We start from the raw sequence: 22,233 nt of genomic DNA on the forward strand, positions 1-22,233 counted from the left end.
ATTGTGGGGTAAGGGGATATTGTAGGCAGAAGTGGGTGCTTCAAGTTCAAATTATCTGCAAATTCAGTAATGAGAGGACGTGTAAACGCAATAAGAACCTTCAAGGGCTTAGTTGCGGATTTGAGGATGGTCTCGATTTTGATTTTGATATCGGGTATTTCATAGGCAGGTATGGTTTGAATGATAAGGCTTCAAATCGTTATGATTGGGATGGAAACAAGTTGCCTGCAGTCTCTCCATACGGAGGAGAGCAGAATAACTTCCCTTCAAATGGAAGAAACCAGTCGAACGAGTTGACGTCGAAGCTTAATTTGGGATATACCATAGATAAGCATCATGGTGTCAATCTGAATGTTTACTTTGATAGGAATTCACTTCATCCAAATGATTCCTTAATGGATAAGGCTTTGGGATTTCAGTCAAATTTCCCAAGTAAGATGAAAACCTTAACAACGGGTTTGTCATACGATTTGACCCTCTTTGATGGTCGTTTCCAAAACGCTTTTACTTTAAAGAACTTTATTTTCTCATCTCATTCCCGTAGTATAGATGTTTATTCGGTACGTTCGCCAGAGCCTGTAAAGGTGTTTAAATCTTATTTTGGATTCAGTGATGCCTTTCGTTATAAGTTTACAGACGACTTGATGCTAAAGGGCTCTTTTAATTCTGAGGTGCGAATACCTACAAGTGAGGAGTTGATAGGTAATGGATATTCTATCCTTGCATCCCCAGCTTTGAAGCCTGAGCGTACATCTGGTGTCAATCTTGGTATGCTTTATCGTCACTTAAAACAAGATGGTGGACTTGTTGAGATAGAGTTGAATGGTTTTTATAATCAGTTGAAAGACATGATAAGGTTCACGCCTGATATGATTCCTACGATGGCTCGCTATCGTAACTTTGGTAGTGTACGTACGAGAGGTGTTGAACTTGATGTTAAGGGAGATGTCTGTCCAGTACTTTATCTTTATGCGAATGGTACTTATCAAGACCTTCGTGACGTCAGAAAGCTAACTCCTGGTACTACTGTCGAGAATCCCACCTATATGAAACGTATCCCAAACGTACCTTATCTATTAGCAAACTTTGGTGCAGAGTTCCATAAAGAAAACCTCTTTGGAGGAAAGGAACAGAACACACGTTTCCTCTTTGATGCTTCATACGTGCATACATATTACTATGATTTTGAAGTAAGTCGGTATCAAGATAAGAAGATTCCTTCTGCTTTGACGATGGATGCAGCAATAGAACATAGTTTCAAGAATGACCAATGGGTTCTAACGTTTAAGGTAAAGAATCTTATGGATCGCCATGTTGTATCAGAGTTTAATCGTCCTCTGCCAGGAAGATATATAGGAGTAAAAGTTAGATATCTTCTGAAGTAAGAAGCAATAAGACTTTATTTTGCAATATGAAGGAATAAAGTATGATTCATAAAGAAAGGGCATATTGTGTGTCTATAGAGATAATATTAATATTAAATAAAGAGAAAAATGAAAAAGCTTAAATCAATTCTTTCAGCCATTGTTGTGATGGCTATGTTTACCGCTTGTGGAAACAATGGTGACGACCCAACACCGGGTCCTAAACCTAATCCTGGTAATAAGGACTTCCATGGAGTTGTCTTCGCAACGGGAATTACCAATCCAGAGGGTAGTAGTGGTAATGTATATTTGCAAGCATTACCAAGTTTATTGCCTGGTACTTATGATAATAGCAATAGTATTCCTTGCGGTTTTGGTGCTACGCCAATTGTAACAGAGTCGGGCAATGTCTACTCATTCCCTGATTATATGGGTAACACGAAGGCGGAGATAAATCGCTATAGAATTATGAACGATGGTACATGGAAGAAAGAAGGTGCATTGCCTATTCCTGCTGGTGCTGCAGCATGTAACATCGTAGAAGCAAGTAGTGAGAAAGCATACGTCAGTTTACAAGGTATTGGTGTTGTGATGGTATTCAACCCAACAACTATGACAAAGATTGCTGATATTGACCTTAATAATCTGAAACAGTCAGATACAAAGGTAGCACCTGCTGCAATGATTATTCGTGATGGTAAACTCTTTGTTGGACTGAACCAAATGAATGCTCAGTATGTGGCAACTCGTAATAATATAGAGTTTGCTATGATTGATGTGAAGACAGGCAAGGTAGAGAAACACATTGTTAATGAGTCTTTGGGTATGTGCTTTGCTACTCGTCCTATTGATGCAGGTTCTATCTTCATGGATGAGAATAAGGACATCTACTTTAATTGTGTTGGTTCATTCGGTGTTGTTCCTGGACTCAATGGTGGTATTGCTCGTATAAAGAATGGTTCTACAGAGATTGACCCAGACTTCCTGATTCGTCTTGATAAGACCGAGGTTGCTGGTCTTTCAACCAAGCATATAGACTATATCGCAGCTATGTGTTATGCGGGTAAGGGTTTACTATATATTTATGGAAACTCCTTTGCACTTGCTCCTGATGGTCTGACAAATCCATACCTCAGCTTTACATCTGTTCCAATCGTTGTTGATTTGAAGCAAAAGACGATGACACTTATCAATGGTATGGAGATTTCTAATCCTCAAGGTATTGCTGTTGCTAAGCATAAGAATTTGATAGTCTTTGGTAGTGCTAATAAGAAGGCTACAGGCTTCTACACTTACAATCCAGATACGAAAGAAGTTGCAGGTCCTATCATTCAAGTGAAGGGTAACCCTTGTTTCTTCCATAGCTTTGAGAAGTAATTTAGCTTTGTACAATAGAAAAGAGGGTATGTCAAAATTGATACATCCTCTTTTTATTTTGCTTTGTAAACATAGATAACTTGTTAATTCGTCAACTAAGTTAGCTTTGTACAATAAAAAAGGCAACCAACGAAAAGTTGATTGCCTTTTTATTTTGCTTTGTAATCAGATAACTTGTCAACTTGTCATCTTGTTAACTCGTCAACTAACTTACAAATTCGCATTGTCGTTCTTCCATTCAGCAACAGCTGGTACGATGTCGAGGCTGATGATTTCCTCACGCATCTTGCAGAGGTGCTCGTAAGAAGCCTGGAGAGAAGCCATCTCCTCTGGAGTACCTGTTGGCTCTGTGTAGTGAACACCAGTAGCATCGATTGTTGTAGGCATAGCCATCATAACGTTCTTGAAGCCGAGCTTCTCGTCGTTAACGTAGCAACCTGCAGGCAAGGTGAACTTCTCACCACCCATAGCAGCCTCAATCATCTTAACGGCGTTGTAAGCTGGACTCTGGAATGAGCTACGGCCACGAAGCTTGATGATGTTTGAACCGCCCTGTACTGTGTGATGCTTAATCTCTTCCCAACGCTCAGCTGAGAGACCCATCTCTGACAATGGCTTGCCATCAACCTTAACCTGAGAAGCAAATACAGCCATCTGCTCACCGTGACCACCGTAGGTGTGTGCACCAGTAACCTTATCCTGCTGTACGCCGAACTCATGAGCCAAAGCCTGCTGTAGACGAGTAGAGTCGAGAGCAGCGAGTGATGTCAACTGATTTGGCTTCAAGCCAGAGTGGATAAGAGCTGTCAATGCTGTAACGTCAGCTGGGTTGAAGATAACAACAACGTGCTTAACGTCTGGGCAGTACTTCTTGATGTTCTCACCGAAATCAGCTGCAATCTTGCAGTTACCCTTCAACAAGTCCTCACGAGTCATACCCTCCTTACGTGGAGCACCACCAGAAGAGATGATGTACTTAGCACCAGTGAAAGCCTCTGCAGGGTCAACGGTGTAAGAAAGGTTAGCACCTGGGAAAGCGCACTGCTCCATCTCGTCGAATACACCATGAACGCCTGGCTCATAGATATCATATAGACAGATGTTAGGAGTAAGACCGAGTGTAAGAGCGGTCTGAACCATGTTTGAACCAATCATACCGCCTGCACCGACGATAACAAGTTTCTCGTTTGTTAAGTAATTCATAATAAATATTTTATTTTAAAAGTATATTTTCCCTTTTGTTCGATACCGCAAAGTTAATAAAAAAAGAGTATGTGAGAAGAAAAAGAATGAATTATTTGTGTTATTATTTATAAAAGGGTAAGCCTTTGCAAAGTCGGTTTTGCATTTATAGATATTTCTTGTTCTTCTTGATTTGGATGTTATGAAATTATTGATTAACTTAGCAGGCGGATAGGAGAGATTTTCTTTTCTTGTATTGTTTTATAACCTCTAACCCAATAAATATTATGCAAACAATCAATGAACGCCTTGTTGCTCTTCGCAGATGGATGAAGGAGAATGCGCTTACTGCTTTTATTTTCCCAAGTAGTGACCCCCATAATAGTGAATATGTGGCCGACCACTGGAAGACTCGTGAATGGATATCTGGTTTCACTGGCTCGGCTGGTACTGCCGTAGTAACGTTGCATCACGCCGCCTTATGGACGGATTCTCGTTACTTTATTGCAGCTGCAAAGGAACTTGCGGGGAGTGAGTTTCTATTGATGAAAGAACGTGTAGAAGGTACTCCTTCTATTAGTGAGTGGTTAGCAAGTGAGCTGACAGAATACGATAGTCCTATTGTTGGAGTGGACGGAAGTGTCAATACTTTTGTTAGTGTTGCTGATGTGAAAGAGAGTTTGGCGACAAAAGGGAACATGCAGGTGCGTTGTGTTGATGATCCAATGGATGTGCTATGGCTTGACCGACCTGTCATTCCTAATAATAAGATCTGTCTTCATCCATTGAAGTATGCTGGTGAGACAACAGAAAGTAAACTGTCTCGAATACGTGAATGTTTAGTTAAACAAGGTGCGGACGGACTGTTAGTTACGGCTTTAGATGAGATTGCTTGGGTGCTGAATTTGCGTGGAAACGATGTTCATTGTAATCCGGTCTTTGTCTCTTATCTATTAATAGCTCCTGATAAAGTTACCTTATATATATATAAGGATAAATTATCAGAGGAAGTGCAGGCCTATCTTTCTACAGAGCATGTAGATGTAGAGGAGTATGATGCGGTAGTGGAGGACTTGAAGAGATATGCTGGGAAATCGCTTTTGATAGACGTTAGTTCTACTAACTACAACTTATCTACTGCGGTGGAGAGTGAAAAGTTACATGTAGGAACGTCTCCAATCCCGATGATGAAAGCTATAAAGAACGAGGTAGAACAGGAATGCTTCCGTGCTGCTATGTTGCGTGATGGTGTTGCAATGGTTAAGTTCTTAGCATGGATTAAGGCTGATGTTGAGAAAGGCGGACAAACAGAGATATCGCTTGACGAGCGTTTGACGGGTCTACGTGCAGAGCAACCTATGTTTCAGGGTATCTCCTTCGACACGATTGTCGGGTATGAAGAACATGGAGCAATCGTACATTATGAGGCAACACCAAAGACGGATATCCCAGTAAAGCCACATGGATTGGTACTCATTGATAGTGGTGCACAGTATTTAGATGGTACGACAGACATAACGAGAACCATTGCCTTGGGCGAACTAACGGAGGAACAACGACGAATCTATACCTTAGTATTGAAAGGACATATCCAACTTGATAGGCTTCATTTCCCTGCAGGAGCCTGTGGATCACAGTTGGATGCGATGGCTCGTGCACCGATGTGGCGTGAAGGTTATAATTATCTGCATGGTACAGGACATGGGGTAGGGAGTTACCTCAATGTACATGAAGGTCCTCATCAAATCCGTATGGAGTGGCGACCAGCACCTATGCAAGCTGGTATGACGGTAACCAACGAACCAGGACTCTATCTTGAAGGGAAATTCGGTGTGCGCATAGAGAATACTTTACTCATTGTTCCTGCAGAGACAACCGCCTTTGGTGAGTTCCTCAAGTTTGAGACCCTTACACTTGCACCGATTGATACAGCCCCGATAGTACTTGAGATGTTGAGAGTTGAGGAACGTGAGTGGCTGAACAACTATCATCGTCGTGTCTACGAGAGTCTCTCGCCTTATCTGAATGGAAGAGAGCAAGAATGGTTAGAAAAAGCAACTCTTCCAATCTAAGAGATACTGAACTATATCTGAAGAGAGCCTTATCTCCATTATTAAAGACGCTTCTCATATATACAGAAAGGCGTTCTTAATGTCTTGAAGGAGTCGTTTAGGTAGTTCGCTAATTTGCTTTCATACAACTTAAAATGAATGATGAATGAGATATTGTGATGGATATAATCAATGATAAATATGCCAAGAAAGTCTACAAATGTTTGGAAGTTAAGATAATAAAGTGTAACTTTGCAGCCGCAGAAGTGGTGTCATTACCCTTTTGTGTTATGTATAACAATTAATTTAATTAAAACAAAAAAGCATGATTATTGTACCAGTAAAGGATGGCGAGAACATTGAGCGCGCTCTTAAGAAGTTCAAGAGAAAGTTTGAAAAAACAGGTGTTGTAAAGGAGCTTCGTGCTCGTCAGCAGTTTGACAAACCTTCTGTAAAGAAGCGCTTGAAAATGGAGCATGCCGTTTACGTACAGCAGCTTCGCGACGCAGAAGAGTAAAATCTTCTTAAGGAATTTGGTAGTTTAGAATTAATTCCGTAAATTCGTTGCCAGTAAATGATATGACATTGTGCTAATGGTAGACTTGTTCTTGGATTACTTGAAGTTAGAGAGAAATTATTCTCCAGCAACGGTAAAGCATTATCGTGATGACTTGAAAGAGTTTGAACGATTTTTTCAAGAACTTGATTTACAGCTCTCTTGGGAGACTATTGATTCTGATATAGTCAGGCGTTGGATGGAGGCAATGATGGATAGAGGTAATGTAGCCTCTTCCGTAAATAGAAGACTCAGTGCACTAAGATCTTTTTATAGATACGCACTCCGACGTAATCTTGTTGAGAAGGATCCTGTTCACGGGATTCAAGGACCAAAAAGGAAGAGACCTCTTCCACAATTTCTGAAAGAGACTGAAATGGATCGACTTCTTGATGAAAATATGTGGACGGATTGTTATAAAGATGTGCTTGCTCGTACAATTATTGTAACATTCTATGAAACAGGGATTCGTATTTCTGAATTGATTGGTCTCAATGATAAAGATGTTGACTATATTAATTGTGAAATAAAGGTCACAGGAAAGAGAGATAAACAGCGCATAATACCCTTTGGTGACGAATTGTCAGAAACGCTTATTAGTTACCAGCATAGACGTAATGCTGAAATGAAATGCGAGTCTGAGGCTTTTTTTCGAACAGAGAAAGGAGAGAGGGTGACTGATGCACTAGTGAGACAAATAGTGAAAACAAACCTCTCGAAGGTTTCGACACTGAAGAAACGTTCTCCACACGTGCTTCGGCATACATTTGCTACTGCAATGCTTAATCATGAAGCAGGGCTTGAAAGTGTTAAGAAATTGCTTGGTCATGAGAGTCTGTCTACGACAGAGATTTACACGCATACGACCTTCGAGCAATTGAAAAAAGTCTATAAAAATGCCCACCCAAGGGCGTAACCTTTTAAAAATGGAGGTACCTATGGAAATTAAAATTCAGTCAATTCACTTTGACACTACCGAAAAGTTGCAGAGTTTTATTGCTAAAAAGATTGAGAAATTAGAAAAGTCTTACGAAGACATTCAGAAAGTTGAGGTGCAATTAAAGGTGGAGAAACCTGCTACTGCATTAAATAAGACTACAAGTGTATCAGTTGTTGTGCCAGGTACAACGCTTTTTGTAGAAAAAACATTCGATACTTTTGAAGAAGGAGTTGATGAGTGTGTTGATGCAATGAAGGTTCAGCTTACCAAGTTTAAGGAAAAGCAAAGAAAACGTTGAAAAAATCTCTTAAATATTTTGGAGATTGAAAATAAATCATTACCTTTGCAGCCGTTTTACTACAGGTAGCCTTTGGCTGCAAAGTATGCCTCTTTAGCTCAGTTGGCCAGAGCACGTGATTTGTAATCTCGGGGTCGTTGGTTCGAATCCGACAAGAGGCTCTTCTTGAAGGGAGAGAACATTTGAATAAGGGTAGTTTCCAGAGTGGCCAAATGGGGCAGACTGTAAATCTGCTGCTTCTAGCTTCGGTGGTTCGAATCCATCACTACCCACTCAAATGTTATTTGCGGAAATAGCTCAGTTGATAGAGCACTAGCCTTCCAAGCTGGGGGTCGCGGGTTTGAGCCCCGTTTTCCGCTCTATGGTTTTGCTGTAATAGCTCAGTGGTAGAGCACTTCCTTGGTAAGGAAGAGGTCCTGAGTTCAACTCTCAGTTACAGCTCTGCTATATTTTTCTAAGTTAGTATAACAAAAACGCAGATTATTCATTTAATATTAAATAAGAAAAGCTATGGCTAAAGAAGAATTCGTGCGTACCAAACCGCATGTAAACATTGGTACTATCGGTCACGTTGACCACGGTAAGACCACTCTTACTGCAGCAATCTCAAAGGTTCTTCATGAGAAGGGCTTCGGTTCTGAAGATGTTAAGTCTTTTGATCAGATTGATAATGCTCCTGAGGAGAAAGAGCGTGGTATTACCATTAACTCTGCACACATTGAATACGAAACAGCTAATCGTCACTATGCACACGTAGACTGTCCAGGTCACGCCGACTATGTAAAGAACATGGTAACTGGTGCTGCTCAGATGGATGGTGCTATCTTGGTTGTAGCTGCTACTGACGGTCCTATGCCACAGACTCGTGAGCACGTATTGCTCGCTCGTCAGGTAAACGTACCTCGTTTGGTTGTTTTCTTGAACAAGTGCGATATGGTTGACGATGAGGAAATGCTTGACCTCGTTGAAATGGAAGTTCACGAGATTCTTGAGCAGTATGGTTACGAGGAGGATACTCCAATTATCCGTGGTTCTGCACTTGGTGCTTTGAACGGCGTAGAGAAGTGGGTTGACTCTGTAATGCAGCTCATGGATACTGTTGATACTTGGATTCAGGAACCAGAGCGTGAGGTTGATAAGCCATTCTTGATGCCTGTTGAGGACGTATTCTCTATCACAGGTCGTGGTACTGTTGCTACTGGTCGTATTGAGACTGGTGTATGTAAGGTAGGTGATGAGGTTCAGTTGCTCGGTCTTGGTGAGGACAAGAAGTCTGTAATCACTGGTGTTGAGATGTTCCGTAAGAACCTCGCACAAGGTCAGGCTGGTGATAACGTAGGTCTTCTCCTCCGTGGTATTGATAAGGCTGAAGTTAAGCGCGGTATGGTTGTCGTACACCCAGGAGCTATTACTCCTCACGATCACTTCAAGGCTTCTATCTATGTCTTGAAGAAGGAAGAGGGTGGTCGTCACACACCATTCGGTAACAAGTATCGTCCACAGTTCTACCTCCGTACAATGGATTGTACTGGTGAAATCAAGTTGCCAGAGGGCGTTGAAATGGTAATGCCTGGTGATAACGTTGAGATTGAAGTAGAATTGATCTACAAGGTTGCTTTGAACGAGGGTCTTCGTTTCGCTATCCGTGAGGGTGGTCGTACAGTAGGTTCTGGTCAGATTACAGCAATCCTCGATGATATTAAGTAAATCATAGATTTACATCATAAATAGTTCCCGAGTCTTCGGGCTTGGGAACTTATTTACGGGTTTAGCTCAGTTGGTAGAGCACTGGTCTCCAAAACCAGGTGTCGAGGGTTCGAGCCCTTCAACCCGTGCAAAAAGAGAAGATTTTATGTTTAAGAAGATAGTTAATTATTGCAAGGCTTGCTACGACGAACTTGCGCATAAAACTACATGGCCATCACGTGCTCAGCTTACACATAGTGCAATGGTTGTTTTATCTGCTTCCCTTGTCATTGCATTGGTAGTGTTTGCTATGGATTTTGTTTTCCAACATGTGATGGATTTTGTATATCCGAGTTAATTCATTAGAAAATGGCTGATACAGAAAAGAAATGGTATGTTCTTCGGGCTGTCAGTGGTAAAGAGGCTAAGGTAAAGGAATATATCGATGCTCAATTACGACAGAACGATAAGCTTGCTGAGCGTGTTTTCGAGGTTTTGTTGCCTATGGAGAAGCACGCAACTTTGCGTAATGGCAAACGCGTTGTCAAAGAGAAATTAAGTCTTCCTGGCTACGTGCTTGTTCAAGCCAACATGACTCCAGACGTAGCTTCTACGTTACGTTTCATGCCTAATGTATTGGGGTTCCTCGGCGGTATGTCTGAGCCTTCTCCAGTTCGCCAAGCAGATATTAATCGTTTACTTGGTAACGTGGAAGAAACAGAACTTGATGAAGTTCAAGATGTTCCATATGAGGTTGGTGAGACTGTTAAGGTTACTGATGGTCCTTTCAGTGGTTTCCATGGTATCATCGAAGAGGTGAATGCTGAGAAACATAAGTTGAAAGTGATGGTTATGATCTTTGGTCGTCAGAATCCATTGGAGTTAAGTTTTATGCAAGTCGCAAAAGAAGACTAGTGTTGTTACGGACACTATTCTGACTTTTATAGTTTAATTTTTAATATTAACAAGAAAATGGCTAAAGAAGTAGCTGGATTAATCAAATTACAGATTAAAGGTGGCGCTGCAAATCCATCCCCCCCAGTAGGCCCTGCATTGGGTTCTAAGGGTATCAATATTATGGGATTCTGCAAGGAATTCAACGCCCGTACCCAGGACAAGGCTGGTAAAGTTCTTCCAGTCGTAATTACTTACTACAATGATAAGTCTTTTAGCTTTATTATCAAGACTCCTCCAGCAGCAGTACAGCTTATGGAGGCTGCTAAAGTAAAAGGCGGATCAGGTGAGCCAAACCGCAAGAAAGTTGCATCCGTAACTTGGGAGCAGATAAAGGCAATTGCTGAAGATAAGATGCCAGATCTTAACTGCTTCACAGTAGAAAGTGCGATGAGACTGATTGCAGGTACTGCTCGTAGTATGGGTATCACTGTAAAAGGGGACTTCCCTGGTAAATAATTTAAACTTCAAAAGTAAAAATGAGTAAACTGACAAAAAATCAGAAATCAGTCGCTGAGAAGGTTGAAGCAGGGAAAGCATACACATTAGCTGAAGCAGCTAAGTTGGTTAAGGAAATTACCACAACTAAGTTTGATGCTTCTGTAGATGTAGATGTTCGCCTTGGTGTTGACCCACGTAAAGCTAACCAAATGGTTCGTGGCGTTGTGTCATTACCAAATGGTACAGGTAAGGTGACACGTGTACTCTGTCTCTGTACTCCTGATCAGGAAGCTGCCGCTAAGGAAGCTGGTGCTGATTACGTTGGTCTCGACGAGTATGTTGAGAAGATAAAGGGTGGATGGACTGATGTTGATGTCATCATCACTATGCCATCATGCATGGGTAAGTTAGGTCCTTTAGGTCGTGTACTTGGTCCTCGTGGATTGATGCCAAACCCAAAGAGTGGTACTGTGACTATGGATGTTGCTAAGGCAGTGAAGGAAGTAAAGCAGGGTAAGATTGACTTTAAGGTTGATAAGGCTGGTATTATCCATACATCAATTGGTAAGGTTAGTATGACTGCTGAGCAGATTTATGGTAATGCGAAAGAATTTATCTCTACCGTTATCAAGTTGAAGCCTGCTGCAGCTAAAGGTACATATATCAAGAGTATCTTTATTTCTAGCACAATGAGTAAGGGTGTCAAGATTGATCCTAAATCAGCTGAATAACTCTAAAAGTTTTGTACAATGAAGAAAGAAGTAAAAGATACAATTATCGCTGAACTCGGTGAGAAGTTGAAGAACTTCCCTCATTTCTATCTAGTTGATGTAACTGGTTTGAATGCTGAGGCTACAAGTTCTCTTCGCCGTAAGTGCTTTAAGAGTGAGATCAATATGGTCGTAGTGAAGAATACTCTTCTTCACAAGGCTTTTGAAGCTTCAGATGTAGATTTTGAACCACTGTATGGTTCTTTGAAGGGCAATACTGCAGTTATGTTTGCTCATACTGCAAATGTACCAGCTAAATTGTTGAAAGAGTATAAGAAGGAAGCTATTCCTGCTCTAAAGGCAGCTTATGTAGAGGAAACTCTATTTATTGGTGCAGATAAGCTCGAAGAACTTGCAGCTCTCAAGAGTAAGAACGAAGTTATTGCAGATGTTGTTGCATTGCTACAATCTCCAGCCAAGAACGTTGTTTCTGCTCTTCAATCAGGCGCTGGCACTATTCATGGTGTACTTAAGACTTTAGGTGAGCGCGCTGAGTAAGAAATCTAATAAAGTCAAAGATATATTATTTTTAGAACAAAAAATTAAAAAGTTTAGAATAAGATGGCAGACGTAAAAGCTATTGCAGAAGAGTTAGTAAACCTTACTGTTAAGGAAGTAAATGAGTTGGCAACTGTGCTCAAGGAAGAGTATGGTATTGAGCCTGCAGCTGCAGCTGTTGCTGTTGCTGGTCCTGCTGCTGGTGGTGCAGCTGGTGGTGCAGAGGAGAAGTCAGAGTTTGACGTAGTTCTCGTTGAGGCTGGTGCTAATAAACTTAAAGTAGTAAAGGCTGTTAAAGAGGCTTGTGGTCTTGGTTTGAAGGAAGCTAAAGACTTAGTTGATGGCGCACCTTCTACATTGAAGGAGGGTATGGCTAAGGCTGAGGCTGAGAACTTGAAGAAGACTATCGAGGCTGAAGGTGCAAAGGTAGAGTTGAAGTAATTTCTTCATACTTTGCATAAAATATAATTTGGTTAGGATTTACCAAGTAGGTGAGTCCTAACCTTTTTGTGTCTTTTGACACATACGTTGATTGTTTAATCACGCTTTAAGTTCGTTATTGGACTTTGAATATTCGAATATTTAATTTCAGTTTATGGCATTAGATAATAAACCTAGAGTAAGTTTCGCCAGCGTTAAGAATCCTTACCCATATCCGGACTTCTTAGATGTGCAACTGAAGTCTTTTCGTGACTTCTTGCAGCTAGATACTCCGCCTGAGGAACGCAAGAATGACGGTCTATATAAGGTGTTTGCAGAGAACTTCCCTATTACCGATACACGTAATAATTTCGTTCTTGAGTTCTTGGACTATTATGTTGATCCACCTAGATATACTATTGAAGAATGTCTGGAACGTGGTTTGACATATAGTGTACCTTTAAAGGCTAAGATGAAGCTGTATTGTACAGATCCAGATCATGAGGATTTTGGTACATTTATTCAGGATGTATTCTTGGGTACAATCCCATACATGACTAGCAATGGTACATTTGTTATCAATGGAGCTGAGCGTGTAGTTGTATCTCAATTACATCGTTCTCCTGGTGTGTTCTTTGGTCAAGGTGTTCATGCTAATGGTACGGTATTGTATAGTGCACGTATTATACCTTTTAAGGGATCATGGATAGAGTTTGCGACAGACATAAATAATGTTATGTATGCTTACATTGACCGTAAGAAGAAATTACCTGTTACAACGATGTTACGTGCCATTGGGTATGAGTCTGATCGTGACATTCTTCAAATCTTTGATCTTTGTGAAGAGGTAAAGGTCAATAAGAAGAATATGAAGGCAGCCATTGGACGTAAAATTGCTGGTAATGTGATGAAGACATGGACTGAGGATTTTGTTGACGAGGATACTGGTGAAGTTGTTTCTATCGAGCGTAATAAGGTTGTTGTAGAGAGAGAAACTGTTATTACTGAGGAGAATGTTGACGAGATACTTGATAGTTCTGTTTCAACAATCTTGCTTCATAAGGATGAGGATGCAGCAAATAAGTATTCTATTATATTTAATACACTGGCAAAAGATCCTAGTCACTCTGAAATAGAGGCCGTTAATTACATTTATCGTCAACTTCGCAATGCTGATGCTGCAGACGATGCAAGTGCACGTGAGGTATTCCAAAACCTTTTCTTTTCAGACAAACGTTATGACTTGGGTGAGGTCGGTCGCTATCGTATCAATAAGAAATTGAACTTGGATACGGACATGGATACGCGTGTGTTGACTAAGGATGATATTGTTGAGATTATCAAGTACCTCATTAGCTTAGTCAATTCAAATGCAACCGTTGATGATATTGACCATTTATCAAATCGTCGTGTACGTACTATTGGTGAGCAGTTAGCTAACCAATTCTCGATAGGACTTGCTCGTATGAATCGTACTATTCGTGAACGTATGAATGTTCGTGATAGTGAGGTGTTCCAGCCAACGGATTTGATTAATGCAAAGACGATCTCAAGTGTTATCAACTCATTCTTCGGTACTAATCCATTGAGCCAATTTATGGATCAGACTAATCCTTTAGCCGAAGTAACCCACAAACGTCGTCTTTCTGCATTGGGTCCAGGTGGACTTTCTCGTGAACGTGCAGGTTTTGAGGTGCGTGATGTTCACTATACTCACTATGGTCGCCTTTGTCCAATTGAGTCTCCTGAAGGACCAAACATTGGTTTGATATCTTCACTTTGTATGTATGCGAAAATAAACGATCTAGGTTTCATCGTTACACCTTATCGTCGTGTTCGTGATTCTAAGGTTGATATGGACAACAAGGATGTTGTATTCTTGACGGCAGAAGAGGAGGAAGATCAGATTATTGGACAAGGTAATGCTCCATTGAATGATGATGGAACTTTTGTTCGCGACACCGTTAAGTGTCGTCAAGATGCAGATTATCCTGTTGTAGGACCTGACTCTGTTAACTTAATAGATGTTTCTCCACAACAGATAGCTTCTGTTTCTGCTGGTCTCATTCCTTTCTTAGAGCATGATGATGGTCACCGTGCATTGATGGGTTGTAACATGATGCGCCAGGCAGTTCCATTGCTACATAATGATGCCCCAATTGTTGGTACAGGTCTTGAGAAACAAGTATGTGAAGATTCACGTACGATGATTACAGCAGAAGGTGAAGGAGTTATTGAATATGTTGATGCCACAACTATTCGAATTCTTTACGATCGTACAGAGGACGAAGAGTTTGTTAGTTTTGAACCAGCATTGAAAGAATATCGTATTCCTAAGTTCCGTCGAACGAATCAAAATATGGTTGTTGACCTTCGCCCTATATGTGACAAGGGACAACGTGTGAAGAAGGGTGATATTCTTACTGAAGGCTATGCAACTGAGAATGGTGAATTGGCTCTAGGTCGTAATCTTCTCGTTGCTTATATGCCTTGGAAGGGTTATAACTATGAGGATGCTGTTGTAATCTCTGAGCGTATGGTACGTGAAGACGTATTAACATCAGTCCATGTAGATGAGTACTCTCTTGAGGTACGTGAGACGAAGCGTGGCGTTGAAGAATTTACTTCTGATATTCCAAATGTAAGCGAAGAAGCTACAAAGGATCTTGATGACAATGGTATTATTCGTGTTGGTGCTCGTGTAGAATCTGGTGATATCATGATTGGTAAGATTTCACCTAAGGGTGAGAGCGATCCTTCTCCTGAAGAGAAGCTCCTTCGTGCTATCTTTGGTGATAAGGCTGGCGATGTGAAAGATTCTTCACTGAAAGCTAATCCTTCATTGAGTGGTGTCGTTATCGATAAGAAACTCTTTGCTCGTGCTATAAAAACACGTGAGAGCAAACGACAAGATAAGGTAACACTTGCTAAGATTGATGAAGAACAGGAGGCTAAGGTAAATGATTTGAAGGATCTCTTGGTTGATAAACTTCTAGAGTTGACAGAGGATAAAGTTTCCGAGGGTGTTAAAGATTACTCTGACGCTGAAATCATTACAAAGGGAAGTAAGTTCACTGTTGCTGCATTAAAGAACCTTGACTATGAGGGAATCCAATCAAATGGTTGGACTGATGATGAGCATACCAACCTCTTGATTCAGAAGTTGATAATGAACTTCATACATAAGTATAAGCAAATGGATGCTGAACTTAAACGTAAGAAGTTTGCAATTACTATCGGTGATGAACTTCCATCTGGTGTTCTTCAGATGGCTAAGGTTTACATTGCAAAGAAACGTAAGATTCAAGTTGGTGATAAACTTGCTGGTCGTCATGGTAATAAAGGTATCGTATCAAAGGTTGTACGTACGGAAGATATGCCATTCCTCGAAGATGGTCGCCCTGTAGATTTAGTATTGAACCCAATGGGTGTGCCTTCTCGTATGAACCTTGGTCAGATCTTCGAAGCAATTTTGGGTGCTGCTGGACGTAAGCTAGGTGTGAAGTTCGCTACTCCTATCTTTGATGGTGCTAAGCTCTCTGATTTGAAGGAGTGGACAGATAAGGCAGGTCTACCAAATCTCTGTTCTACATATATCTATGATGGTGAAACTGGTGAGAAGTTCGATCAGCCAGCTACTGTTGGTATTACTTACTTCTTGAAACTTGGCCACATGGTAGAGGATAAGATGCACGCACGTAGTATCGGTCCATACTCATTGATAACCCAACAGCCACTTGGTGGTAAAGCACAATTTGGTGGTCAGCGTTTTGGAGAGATGGAGGTTTGGGCTATTGAGGCCTTTGGTGCATCTCATGTTCTTCAGGAGATTTTGACAATCAAGTCTGATGATGTCGTAGGTCGTTCTAAGGCTTATGAGGCTATCGTTAAGGGTGAACCAATGCCAACACCAGGTATTCCAGAGTCACTCAATGTGTTGTTACACGAATTACGTGGTCTCGGTTTAAGCATCAAACTTGATTAATACGTACACCCCTATAATAGAAGTAAAACATGGCTTTTAAGAAAGATAATAAAGTAAAGAGTAATTTCAGCAAGATTACTATCGGACTGGCTTCACCTGAAGAAATCCTTGAAAATTCTTTTGGTGAGGTAACCAAGCCAGAGACTATAAACTATCGTACCTATAAACCAGAACGTGATGGTTTGTTCTGCGAGCGTATCTTTGGTCCTACAAAGGATTATGAGTGTGCTTGTGGTAAATATAAGCGTATTCGCTATAAAGGTATTGTTTGTGATCGTTGTGGTGTTGAGGTAACAGAAAAGAAGGTTCGTCGTGAACGTGCTGGTCACATAGAGTTGGTTGTTCCAGTTGCGCATATCTGGTACTTCCGTAGTCTTCCTAACAAGATTGGTTACCTCCTTGGTATGCCAACCAAAAAGTTAGATGCTGTTATTTATTACGAGAAGTATGTTGTTATCCAGCCTGGTGTTGTAGAGGGTATGAAGAATGCCGATACGGATGAGGATTTGAATGGTTCTCATAAGTTCGACCTTCTTTCAGAGGATGAATACCTCGATATCCTTGATAATAAACTCCCAGAAGGCAATGAGCGTCTAGATGATTCTGACCCAAGTAAGTTTATTGCTAAGATGGGTGCAGAGGCTGTCTATGATTTGTTAACTGGTATCGATCTTGATCGTCTTGCTGGCGAATTACGTGATCGTGCCACAACTGACTCTAGTCAGCAACGTAAGACAGATGCCTTGAAGCGTCTTCAAGTAGTAGAGGGCTTCCGTCAGTCAATAGGTGTAAATAGACCAGAGTGGATGATCATGAAGATTATCCCTGTTACTCCACCAGAGCTTCGTCCATTGGTTCCATTGGATGGTGGTCGCTTTGCAACATCAGACCTTAACGACCTTTATCGTCGTGTTATCATCCGTAACAATCGTTTGAAGCGTTTGATGGAAATCAAAGCTCCTGAGGTTATTCTTCGTAACGAGAAACGTATGCTTCAGGAAGCTGTTGACTCTCTCTTTGACAACAGCCGTAAGTCATCAGCTGTTAAGAGTGAGAGTAACCGACCATTGAAGTCTCTTTCAGACTCCTTGAAGGGTAAGCAAGGACGTTTCCGTCAGAACCTCCTCGGTAAACGTGTCGACTATTCTGCTCGTTCAGTAATCGTTGTTGGTCCTGAGTTGAAGATGGGTGAGTGCGGTCTTCCTAAGTTGATGGCAGCAGAGCTTTACAAACCATTCATCATCCGCAAGCTCATCGAGCGCGGTATCGTGAAGACTGTAAAGAGTGCTAAGAAGATTGTTGATCGTCGTGAGCCAGTTATTTGGGATATCCTTGAGAATGTAATGAAGGGTCACCCAGTAATGTTGAACCGTGCGCCGACACTTCACCGTTTGGGTATTCAAGCATTCCAGCCTAAGCTCATTGAGGGTAAGGCTATCCAGCTGCACCCATTGGCATGTACAGCGTTCAATGCCGACTTCGATGGTGACCAGATGGCTGTTCACCTCCCATTGAGTAATGAGGCTGTCTTAGAGACACAGATATTGATGCTCCAGAGCCATAACATCCTTAACCCTGCTAATGGTGCACCTATCACCGTTCCTTCACAGGATATGGTGCTTGGTCTCTACTATATTACTAAGATTCGTCCAGGCGCTAAGGGTGAAGGCCTATCATTCTATGGTTCGGAAGAGGCTATCATTGCTTACAATGAGAAGAAGTGTGACCTTCATGCTCAAGTAAAGGTTGTTGTTGACGACCTTGTAGATGGTAAGATACAGAAGAGAATGGTTGAAACCTCTGTTGGTCGTGTTATTGTCAACCAGATTATTCCAACCGAGATTGGTTTCTTCAATGGTATTATCTCAAAGAAGTCACTCCGTGGTCTTATTGCTGATGTAATTAAGGCTGTCGGTATGGCACGTGCTTGTGAGTTCCTTGATGGTATCAAGAACCTCGGTTACCACATGGCATACGTAGCAGGTCTATCCTTCAACTTGGACGATATCATCGTTCCTGTAGAGAAGAAAGACATTGTTGGTAAGGGTCAGGATGAGGTTGATCAGGTGAAGGCTAACTACGAAATGGGTTTCATCACTGATAAGGAGCGTTACAACCAGGTAATTGATGCGTGGACACACGTTAACAATAACCTTAAGCAAAGTGTGATGAAGCACATGACCGAGGCCGACCAAGGTTTCAACGCTGTATATATGATGCTTGACTCTGGTGCCCGTGGTTCTTCTGACCAGATTGCTCAGCTTGCTGGTATGCGTGGTCTTATGGCTAAGCCACAGAAGGCTGGTGCTGAAGGTGCACAGATTATTGAGAACCCTATCATCTCTAACTTTAAGGAGGGTATGTCAGTGTTGGAGTACTTTATTGCTTCACACGGTGCTCGTAAGGGTTTGGCTGATACCGCTATGAAGACAGCCGATGCCGGATACTTGACACGTCGTCTTGTTGACGTTTCTCATGATGTTATCATTAATGAGGAGGATTGTGGTTCACTCCGCGGTCTTGAGTGTCGCGCCTTGAAGAGTGGTGACGAGACTATAGCAACTCTTTACGAGCGTATCTTGGGTCGTGTGTCTGTTCACGATGTTGTAAACCCTACAACAGGCGAGATTATTGTTGCAGCAGGTGAGGAAATCACAGAGGCAAAGGCACAGGCTATCGAGGATTCTCCTATTGAGATGGTTGAGATCCGCTCCGTACTTACTTGTGAGAGCAAGAAGGGTGTATGTAAGAAGTGTTATGGTCGTAACCTTGCTACTGCTCGCATGGTACAGATGGGTGAGGCTGTTGGTGTCATTGCAGCGCAAGCTATTGGTGAGCCTGGTACACAGCTTACACTTCGTACGTTCCACGCCGGTGGTGTCGCTGGTAACGCAGCCGCTAACGCAACTATCACTGCTAAGAACGAAGCTAAGATTGAGTTTGATGAACTTCGTACCGTACCATTCGTTGATGACGATGATAAGGAATGCCAGATGGTAGTCAGTCGATTGGCTGAAATCCGCTTTGTCGATCCAAACACTGGTATCGTATTACTTACTGATAACGTACCTTATGGTAGCTCTCTCTACTTCAAGTCAGGCGATAGGGTACAGAAGGGTGATGTAATCTGTAAGTGGGACCCATTCAATGCTGTTATCGTTAGTGAATATGAAGGTGTACTTCGTTTACACGATGTTGTTGAAGGTGTAACCTATAAGGCAGAAACCGATGATGCAACTGGTTTGACAGAGCGTATCATCACCGATTCTCGTGATAAGACAAAGGTTCCAACTGTTGACGTTGTTAAGGTTGGTGCTAAGAAGGGTGACGATGGTCAATATGCAGCTAGTGACATCCTCGGAACTTATAACCTCCCTGTAGGTGGTCACTTGGAGCAAGTTCTCCAGGATGGCGCAGAGATCAAGACGGGTATGACACTTGTTAAGATTCCACGCTCTGTTGGTGGTGCTGGTGATATCACGGGTGGTCTTCCACGTGTTACCGAGCTCTTCGAGGCTCGTAACCCATCTAACCCTGCTGTCGTATCTGAAATCGATGGTGAGATTACAATGGGTAAGGTAAAACGTGGTAATCGTGAGATTGTAGTAACATCTAAGACTGGCGAGCAACGCAAGTACCTTGTTAGCTTGTCAAAGCAGATTCTGGTACAGGAGCATGACGCTGTTCGTGCTGGTACACCATTGTCAGATGGTATCATCACTCCAGCTGATATCCTTTCTATCATGGGTCCAACAGCCGTTCAGGAGTATATTGTGAATGAGGTGCAGGACGTTTATCGTCTACAAGGTGTGAAGATTAATGACAAGCACTTTGAGATTATCGTCCGTCAGATGATGCGTAAGGTACGTATTGATGACCCAGGTGATACAACATTCTTGGAGCAAGAGTTGGTTGATAAGCTCGACTTTACTGAAGAGAATGATCGTATCTGGGGTAAGAAGGTAGTTACCGATCCAGGCGACTCTGAGAACTGCTATAAGGGTCAGATCCTCTCAGTACGCAAGTTGCGTGATGAAAACTCTAGCTTGAAGCGTCGTGACCTCAAGCTTGTTCAGGTTCGTGATGCCGTACAAGCAACAGCAACTCAGATCCTGCAAGGTATCACCCGTGCAGCCCTTGGTACGAAGAGCTTCATGAGTGCAGCATCGTTCCAGGAGACAACAAAGGTACTCAACGAGGCTGCTATTCGTGGTAAGAGTGATTGCCTTGAGGGCATGAAGGAGAACGTAATTTGCGGTCACCTCATCCCTGCCGGTACTGGTCTTCGCCAGTGGCAGAAGATTGTTGTTGGCTCACAAGAGGAACACGAGCGTATGGAGGCAAATAAGAAGAATGTTATAGATTATGCCAATCAAGAAGTAGCTGAAGCTACAAAAGAATAATTTATAGCATCCAATTCATAAAGATAAGAGGGGTTCATGGCAATATGCTGTGAGCCCCTCTTTTCATTGTAAGGTGTTCTGCTCTTTATAACTTATCATCCTTTCGATTGAAGCGGTGCTTATTAACAGGCAAGGAGAGGCTTTGCTTTACTTCAAAATAGCATCTTCTATCTTATAGTAAGCTACCTGTTGCTTTTCTCCTTAGGGCAATGAGCAATGTTCCCGCACTGGAACGTCCATGTTCCCATGCTGGAACATCAATGTTCCCACACTGGAACGTCCATGTTCCCACACTGGAACATCAATGTTCCTTATGCGGTATGTCTTTGTTCCTAATAGGGAAGATGCTGAATCATCTTGAGTAATGGGGGAAGAAGTTAAGATCATAAAGAGTGGGAGTAGGGTGATTTTGAATGGTTAGACAAGGAGGTTACATAAGGAAAGATACTTGTTAGAAGGGCTTTTATTTATCTTTTTTAGTAGTTTTTTATACATTCGTTTGCCTCGTGGCATATTATTTCGTATTTTTGCAAGCGTTACTTATGATTTGAGTCATTACGTAATTTGATGGCGATGGGTACTCTACAGACCGATTTATAACAGGTGAATGATTAATTTAAAATATAGCTATTATGCCCCGATTGATATATCTTGTTTTATTCTGTCTAATGGCTTTGAATGTTGAGGCACAAGGCTTGAGACTCCCCACCAGACGGCAACATTCTACGGCTCCTGCTGTAAGAGTAATAGTGAAGAAGCCTGCACCACAGCGTAAAGTCGTTGTGAATAGACCACGTGTTGTTAAGCCACATTCGGTGCAACCTCGTCCGTCTAGACCAGTTAGCGACTATGACATATATGTATATGATGATTGTCCTACTGCAACGAAGAAATCGAAATCCAAGAGCCGTAATTCGTACGAGGACTCTGATTGTGAAGAGTCTGAATACGATAGTTCGGATGATATGTCGTCAGAAGATGCTGATAAAATTTATACGATTGCAGAACAAATGCCTTCGTTTAAGGGGAATGTGAATGCTTGGTTGTCTAGCCATTTACAATATCCAGCAGTGGCAGCTGAAAATGGTATCCAAGGTCGTGTTATTGTGAAGTTCGTTGTGGAGAGTGATGGTAATCTTAGTCAAGCACAGGTTGTAAGAGGAGTTGACCCATCACTCGATCGAGAAGCGTTGCGCGTTGTGAATAGTATGCCTGCATGGAATCCAGGAATGAATCATGGAAAGCCTGCTAATGTTTGGTTTACTCTTCCAATAACTTTTAAACTACAATAATTATCAATGTCACATA

At 41.8% G+C, this 22,233-nt stretch carries 16 protein-coding genes, 5 tRNA genes and 1 pseudogene; 21 read left to right on the forward strand and 1 reads right to left on the reverse strand.

What is annotated here, in order from left to right:
- Positions 1–1,385, forward strand: a 1,385-nt coding sequence (locus F0475_RS08460; protein WP_234422981.1) for a TonB-dependent receptor domain-containing protein, incomplete at its 5' end; no start/stop codon positions are given.
- 108 nt (positions 1,386–1,493) lie between these two features.
- The gene (locus tag F0475_RS08465) at positions 1,494–2,741 is read left to right on the forward strand and encodes a hypothetical protein (RefSeq protein ID WP_155716304.1); all 1,248 of its coding nucleotides are present in this window, start codon (positions 1,494–1,496) and stop codon (positions 2,739–2,741) included.
- A gap of 210 nt (positions 2,742–2,951) precedes the next feature.
- Here F0475_RS08465 and F0475_RS08470 read toward each other — a convergent pair whose 3' ends face one another.
- Positions 2,952–3,944, reverse strand: coding sequence for a malate dehydrogenase (locus F0475_RS08470; RefSeq protein ID WP_009012366.1), 993 nt, complete (start codon positions 3,942–3,944; stop codon positions 2,952–2,954).
- A gap of 266 nt (positions 3,945–4,210) precedes the next feature.
- On the opposite strand from F0475_RS08470, the gene F0475_RS08475 reads away from it, so the two are divergent.
- The 19 genes and pseudogenes from F0475_RS08475 to F0475_RS11980 form a co-directional block, all read left to right on the forward strand.
- The gene (locus F0475_RS08475) at positions 4,211–5,995 is read left to right on the forward strand and encodes an aminopeptidase P family protein (RefSeq protein WP_155716305.1); all 1,785 of its coding nucleotides are present in this window, start codon (positions 4,211–4,213) and stop codon (positions 5,993–5,995) included.
- Positions 5,996–6,299: 304 nt separating this feature from the next.
- Positions 6,300–6,491, forward strand: a complete 192-nt coding sequence (gene rpsU, locus F0475_RS08480) for a 30S ribosomal protein S21 (RefSeq protein WP_009434519.1) — start codon at positions 6,300–6,302, stop codon at positions 6,489–6,491.
- 76 nt (positions 6,492–6,567) lie between these two features.
- Positions 6,568–7,446: a tyrosine recombinase XerC gene (locus tag F0475_RS08485; protein ID WP_155716306.1), complete on the forward strand. Its 879-nt coding sequence runs from the start codon at positions 6,568–6,570 to the stop codon at positions 7,444–7,446.
- A gap of 22 nt (positions 7,447–7,468) precedes the next feature.
- Positions 7,469–7,768 carry a ribosome hibernation-promoting factor, HPF/YfiA family gene (gene hpf, locus F0475_RS08490; RefSeq protein ID WP_036894905.1) on the forward strand — a complete coding sequence of 100 codons (300 nt, stop codon included), beginning with the start codon at positions 7,469–7,471 and terminating at the stop codon, positions 7,766–7,768.
- Between the two features lie 87 nt (positions 7,769–7,855).
- Positions 7,856–7,929, forward strand: a tRNA-Thr gene (locus F0475_RS08495).
- 29 nt (positions 7,930–7,958) lie between these two features.
- A tRNA-Tyr gene (locus tag F0475_RS08500) sits at positions 7,959–8,040 on the forward strand.
- A 14-nt stretch (positions 8,041–8,054) separates the two neighbouring features.
- Positions 8,055–8,127, forward strand: a tRNA-Gly gene (locus F0475_RS08505).
- 10 nt (positions 8,128–8,137) lie between these two features.
- Positions 8,138–8,209 (forward strand) — tRNA-Thr (locus F0475_RS08510).
- Positions 8,210–8,278: 69 nt separating this feature from the next.
- Positions 8,279–9,475, forward strand: coding sequence for an elongation factor Tu (gene tuf, locus F0475_RS08515; RefSeq protein WP_009435189.1), 1,197 nt, complete (start codon positions 8,279–8,281; stop codon positions 9,473–9,475).
- Between the two features lie 55 nt (positions 9,476–9,530).
- Positions 9,531–9,603: transfer RNA gene (locus tag F0475_RS08520), tRNA-Trp, on the forward strand.
- A gap of 17 nt (positions 9,604–9,620) precedes the next feature.
- Positions 9,621–9,812, forward strand: coding sequence for a preprotein translocase subunit SecE (gene secE / locus F0475_RS08525; protein WP_009435163.1), 192 nt, complete (start codon positions 9,621–9,623; stop codon positions 9,810–9,812).
- Between the two features lie 11 nt (positions 9,813–9,823).
- Positions 9,824–10,369 carry a transcription termination/antitermination protein NusG gene (gene nusG / locus F0475_RS08530; RefSeq protein WP_155716307.1) on the forward strand — a complete coding sequence of 182 codons (546 nt, stop codon included), beginning with the start codon at positions 9,824–9,826 and terminating at the stop codon, positions 10,367–10,369.
- A 57-nt stretch (positions 10,370–10,426) separates the two neighbouring features.
- The gene (rplK, locus tag F0475_RS08535; RefSeq protein ID WP_009435207.1) at positions 10,427–10,867 is read left to right on the forward strand and encodes a 50S ribosomal protein L11; all 441 of its coding nucleotides are present in this window, start codon (positions 10,427–10,429) and stop codon (positions 10,865–10,867) included.
- Between the two features lie 20 nt (positions 10,868–10,887).
- A complete protein-coding gene (gene rplA, locus F0475_RS08540; RefSeq protein ID WP_004383921.1) occupies positions 10,888–11,580 on the forward strand; it encodes a 50S ribosomal protein L1 in 693 nt (230 codons plus the stop codon).
- Between the two features lie 18 nt (positions 11,581–11,598).
- Positions 11,599–12,117: a 50S ribosomal protein L10 gene (rplJ, locus tag F0475_RS08545; protein WP_009435193.1), complete on the forward strand. Its 519-nt coding sequence runs from the start codon at positions 11,599–11,601 to the stop codon at positions 12,115–12,117.
- A gap of 63 nt (positions 12,118–12,180) precedes the next feature.
- Positions 12,181–12,558 carry a 50S ribosomal protein L7/L12 gene (gene rplL / locus F0475_RS08550; protein WP_009435172.1) on the forward strand — a complete coding sequence of 126 codons (378 nt, stop codon included), beginning with the start codon at positions 12,181–12,183 and terminating at the stop codon, positions 12,556–12,558.
- 154 nt (positions 12,559–12,712) lie between these two features.
- Positions 12,713–16,522: a DNA-directed RNA polymerase subunit beta gene (gene rpoB, locus F0475_RS08555; protein WP_155716308.1), complete on the forward strand. Its 3,810-nt coding sequence runs from the start codon at positions 12,713–12,715 to the stop codon at positions 16,520–16,522.
- A 29-nt stretch (positions 16,523–16,551) separates the two neighbouring features.
- Positions 16,552–20,925, forward strand: a complete 4,374-nt coding sequence (gene rpoC / locus F0475_RS08560) for a DNA-directed RNA polymerase subunit beta' (protein WP_155716309.1) — start codon at positions 16,552–16,554, stop codon at positions 20,923–20,925.
- Between the two features lie 986 nt (positions 20,926–21,911).
- Positions 21,912–22,217 (forward strand): annotated as a pseudogene (locus F0475_RS11980) (energy transducer TonB); the annotation flags it as partial.
- Positions 22,218–22,233: the final 16 nt, after the last annotated feature.

It is taken from the genome of Prevotella vespertina, from assembly GCF_009728485.1.
In the GTDB taxonomy this organism is placed as follows: Bacteria; Bacteroidota; Bacteroidia; order Bacteroidales; family Bacteroidaceae; genus Prevotella; species Prevotella vespertina.

Bases quoted from the DNA above. Each gene is read 5' to 3' on its own strand.
- F0475_RS08465 (WP_155716304.1), top strand. From the start codon at position 1,494: ATGAAAAAGCTTAAATCAATTCTTTCAGCCATTGTTGTGATGGCTATG.
- F0475_RS08470 (WP_009012366.1), bottom strand. From the start codon at position 3,944: ATGAATTACTTAACAAACGAGAAACTTGTTATCGTCGGTGCAGGCGGT.
- F0475_RS08475 (WP_155716305.1), top strand. From the start codon at position 4,211: ATGCAAACAATCAATGAACGCCTTGTTGCTCTTCGCAGATGGATGAAG.
- rpsU (WP_009434519.1), top strand. From the start codon at position 6,300: ATGATTATTGTACCAGTAAAGGATGGCGAGAACATTGAGCGCGCTCTT.
- F0475_RS08485 (WP_155716306.1), top strand. From the start codon at position 6,568: ATGGTAGACTTGTTCTTGGATTACTTGAAGTTAGAGAGAAATTATTCT.
- hpf (WP_036894905.1), top strand. From the start codon at position 7,469: ATGGAAATTAAAATTCAGTCAATTCACTTTGACACTACCGAAAAGTTG.
- tuf (WP_009435189.1), top strand. From the start codon at position 8,279: ATGGCTAAAGAAGAATTCGTGCGTACCAAACCGCATGTAAACATTGGT.
- secE (WP_009435163.1), top strand. From the start codon at position 9,621: ATGTTTAAGAAGATAGTTAATTATTGCAAGGCTTGCTACGACGAACTT.
- nusG (WP_155716307.1), top strand. From the start codon at position 9,824: ATGGCTGATACAGAAAAGAAATGGTATGTTCTTCGGGCTGTCAGTGGT.
- rplK (WP_009435207.1), top strand. From the start codon at position 10,427: ATGGCTAAAGAAGTAGCTGGATTAATCAAATTACAGATTAAAGGTGGC.
- rplA (WP_004383921.1), top strand. From the start codon at position 10,888: ATGAGTAAACTGACAAAAAATCAGAAATCAGTCGCTGAGAAGGTTGAA.
- rplJ (WP_009435193.1), top strand. From the start codon at position 11,599: ATGAAGAAAGAAGTAAAAGATACAATTATCGCTGAACTCGGTGAGAAG.
- rplL (WP_009435172.1), top strand. From the start codon at position 12,181: ATGGCAGACGTAAAAGCTATTGCAGAAGAGTTAGTAAACCTTACTGTT.
- rpoB (WP_155716308.1), top strand. From the start codon at position 12,713: ATGGCATTAGATAATAAACCTAGAGTAAGTTTCGCCAGCGTTAAGAAT.
- rpoC (WP_155716309.1), top strand. From the start codon at position 16,552: ATGGCTTTTAAGAAAGATAATAAAGTAAAGAGTAATTTCAGCAAGATT.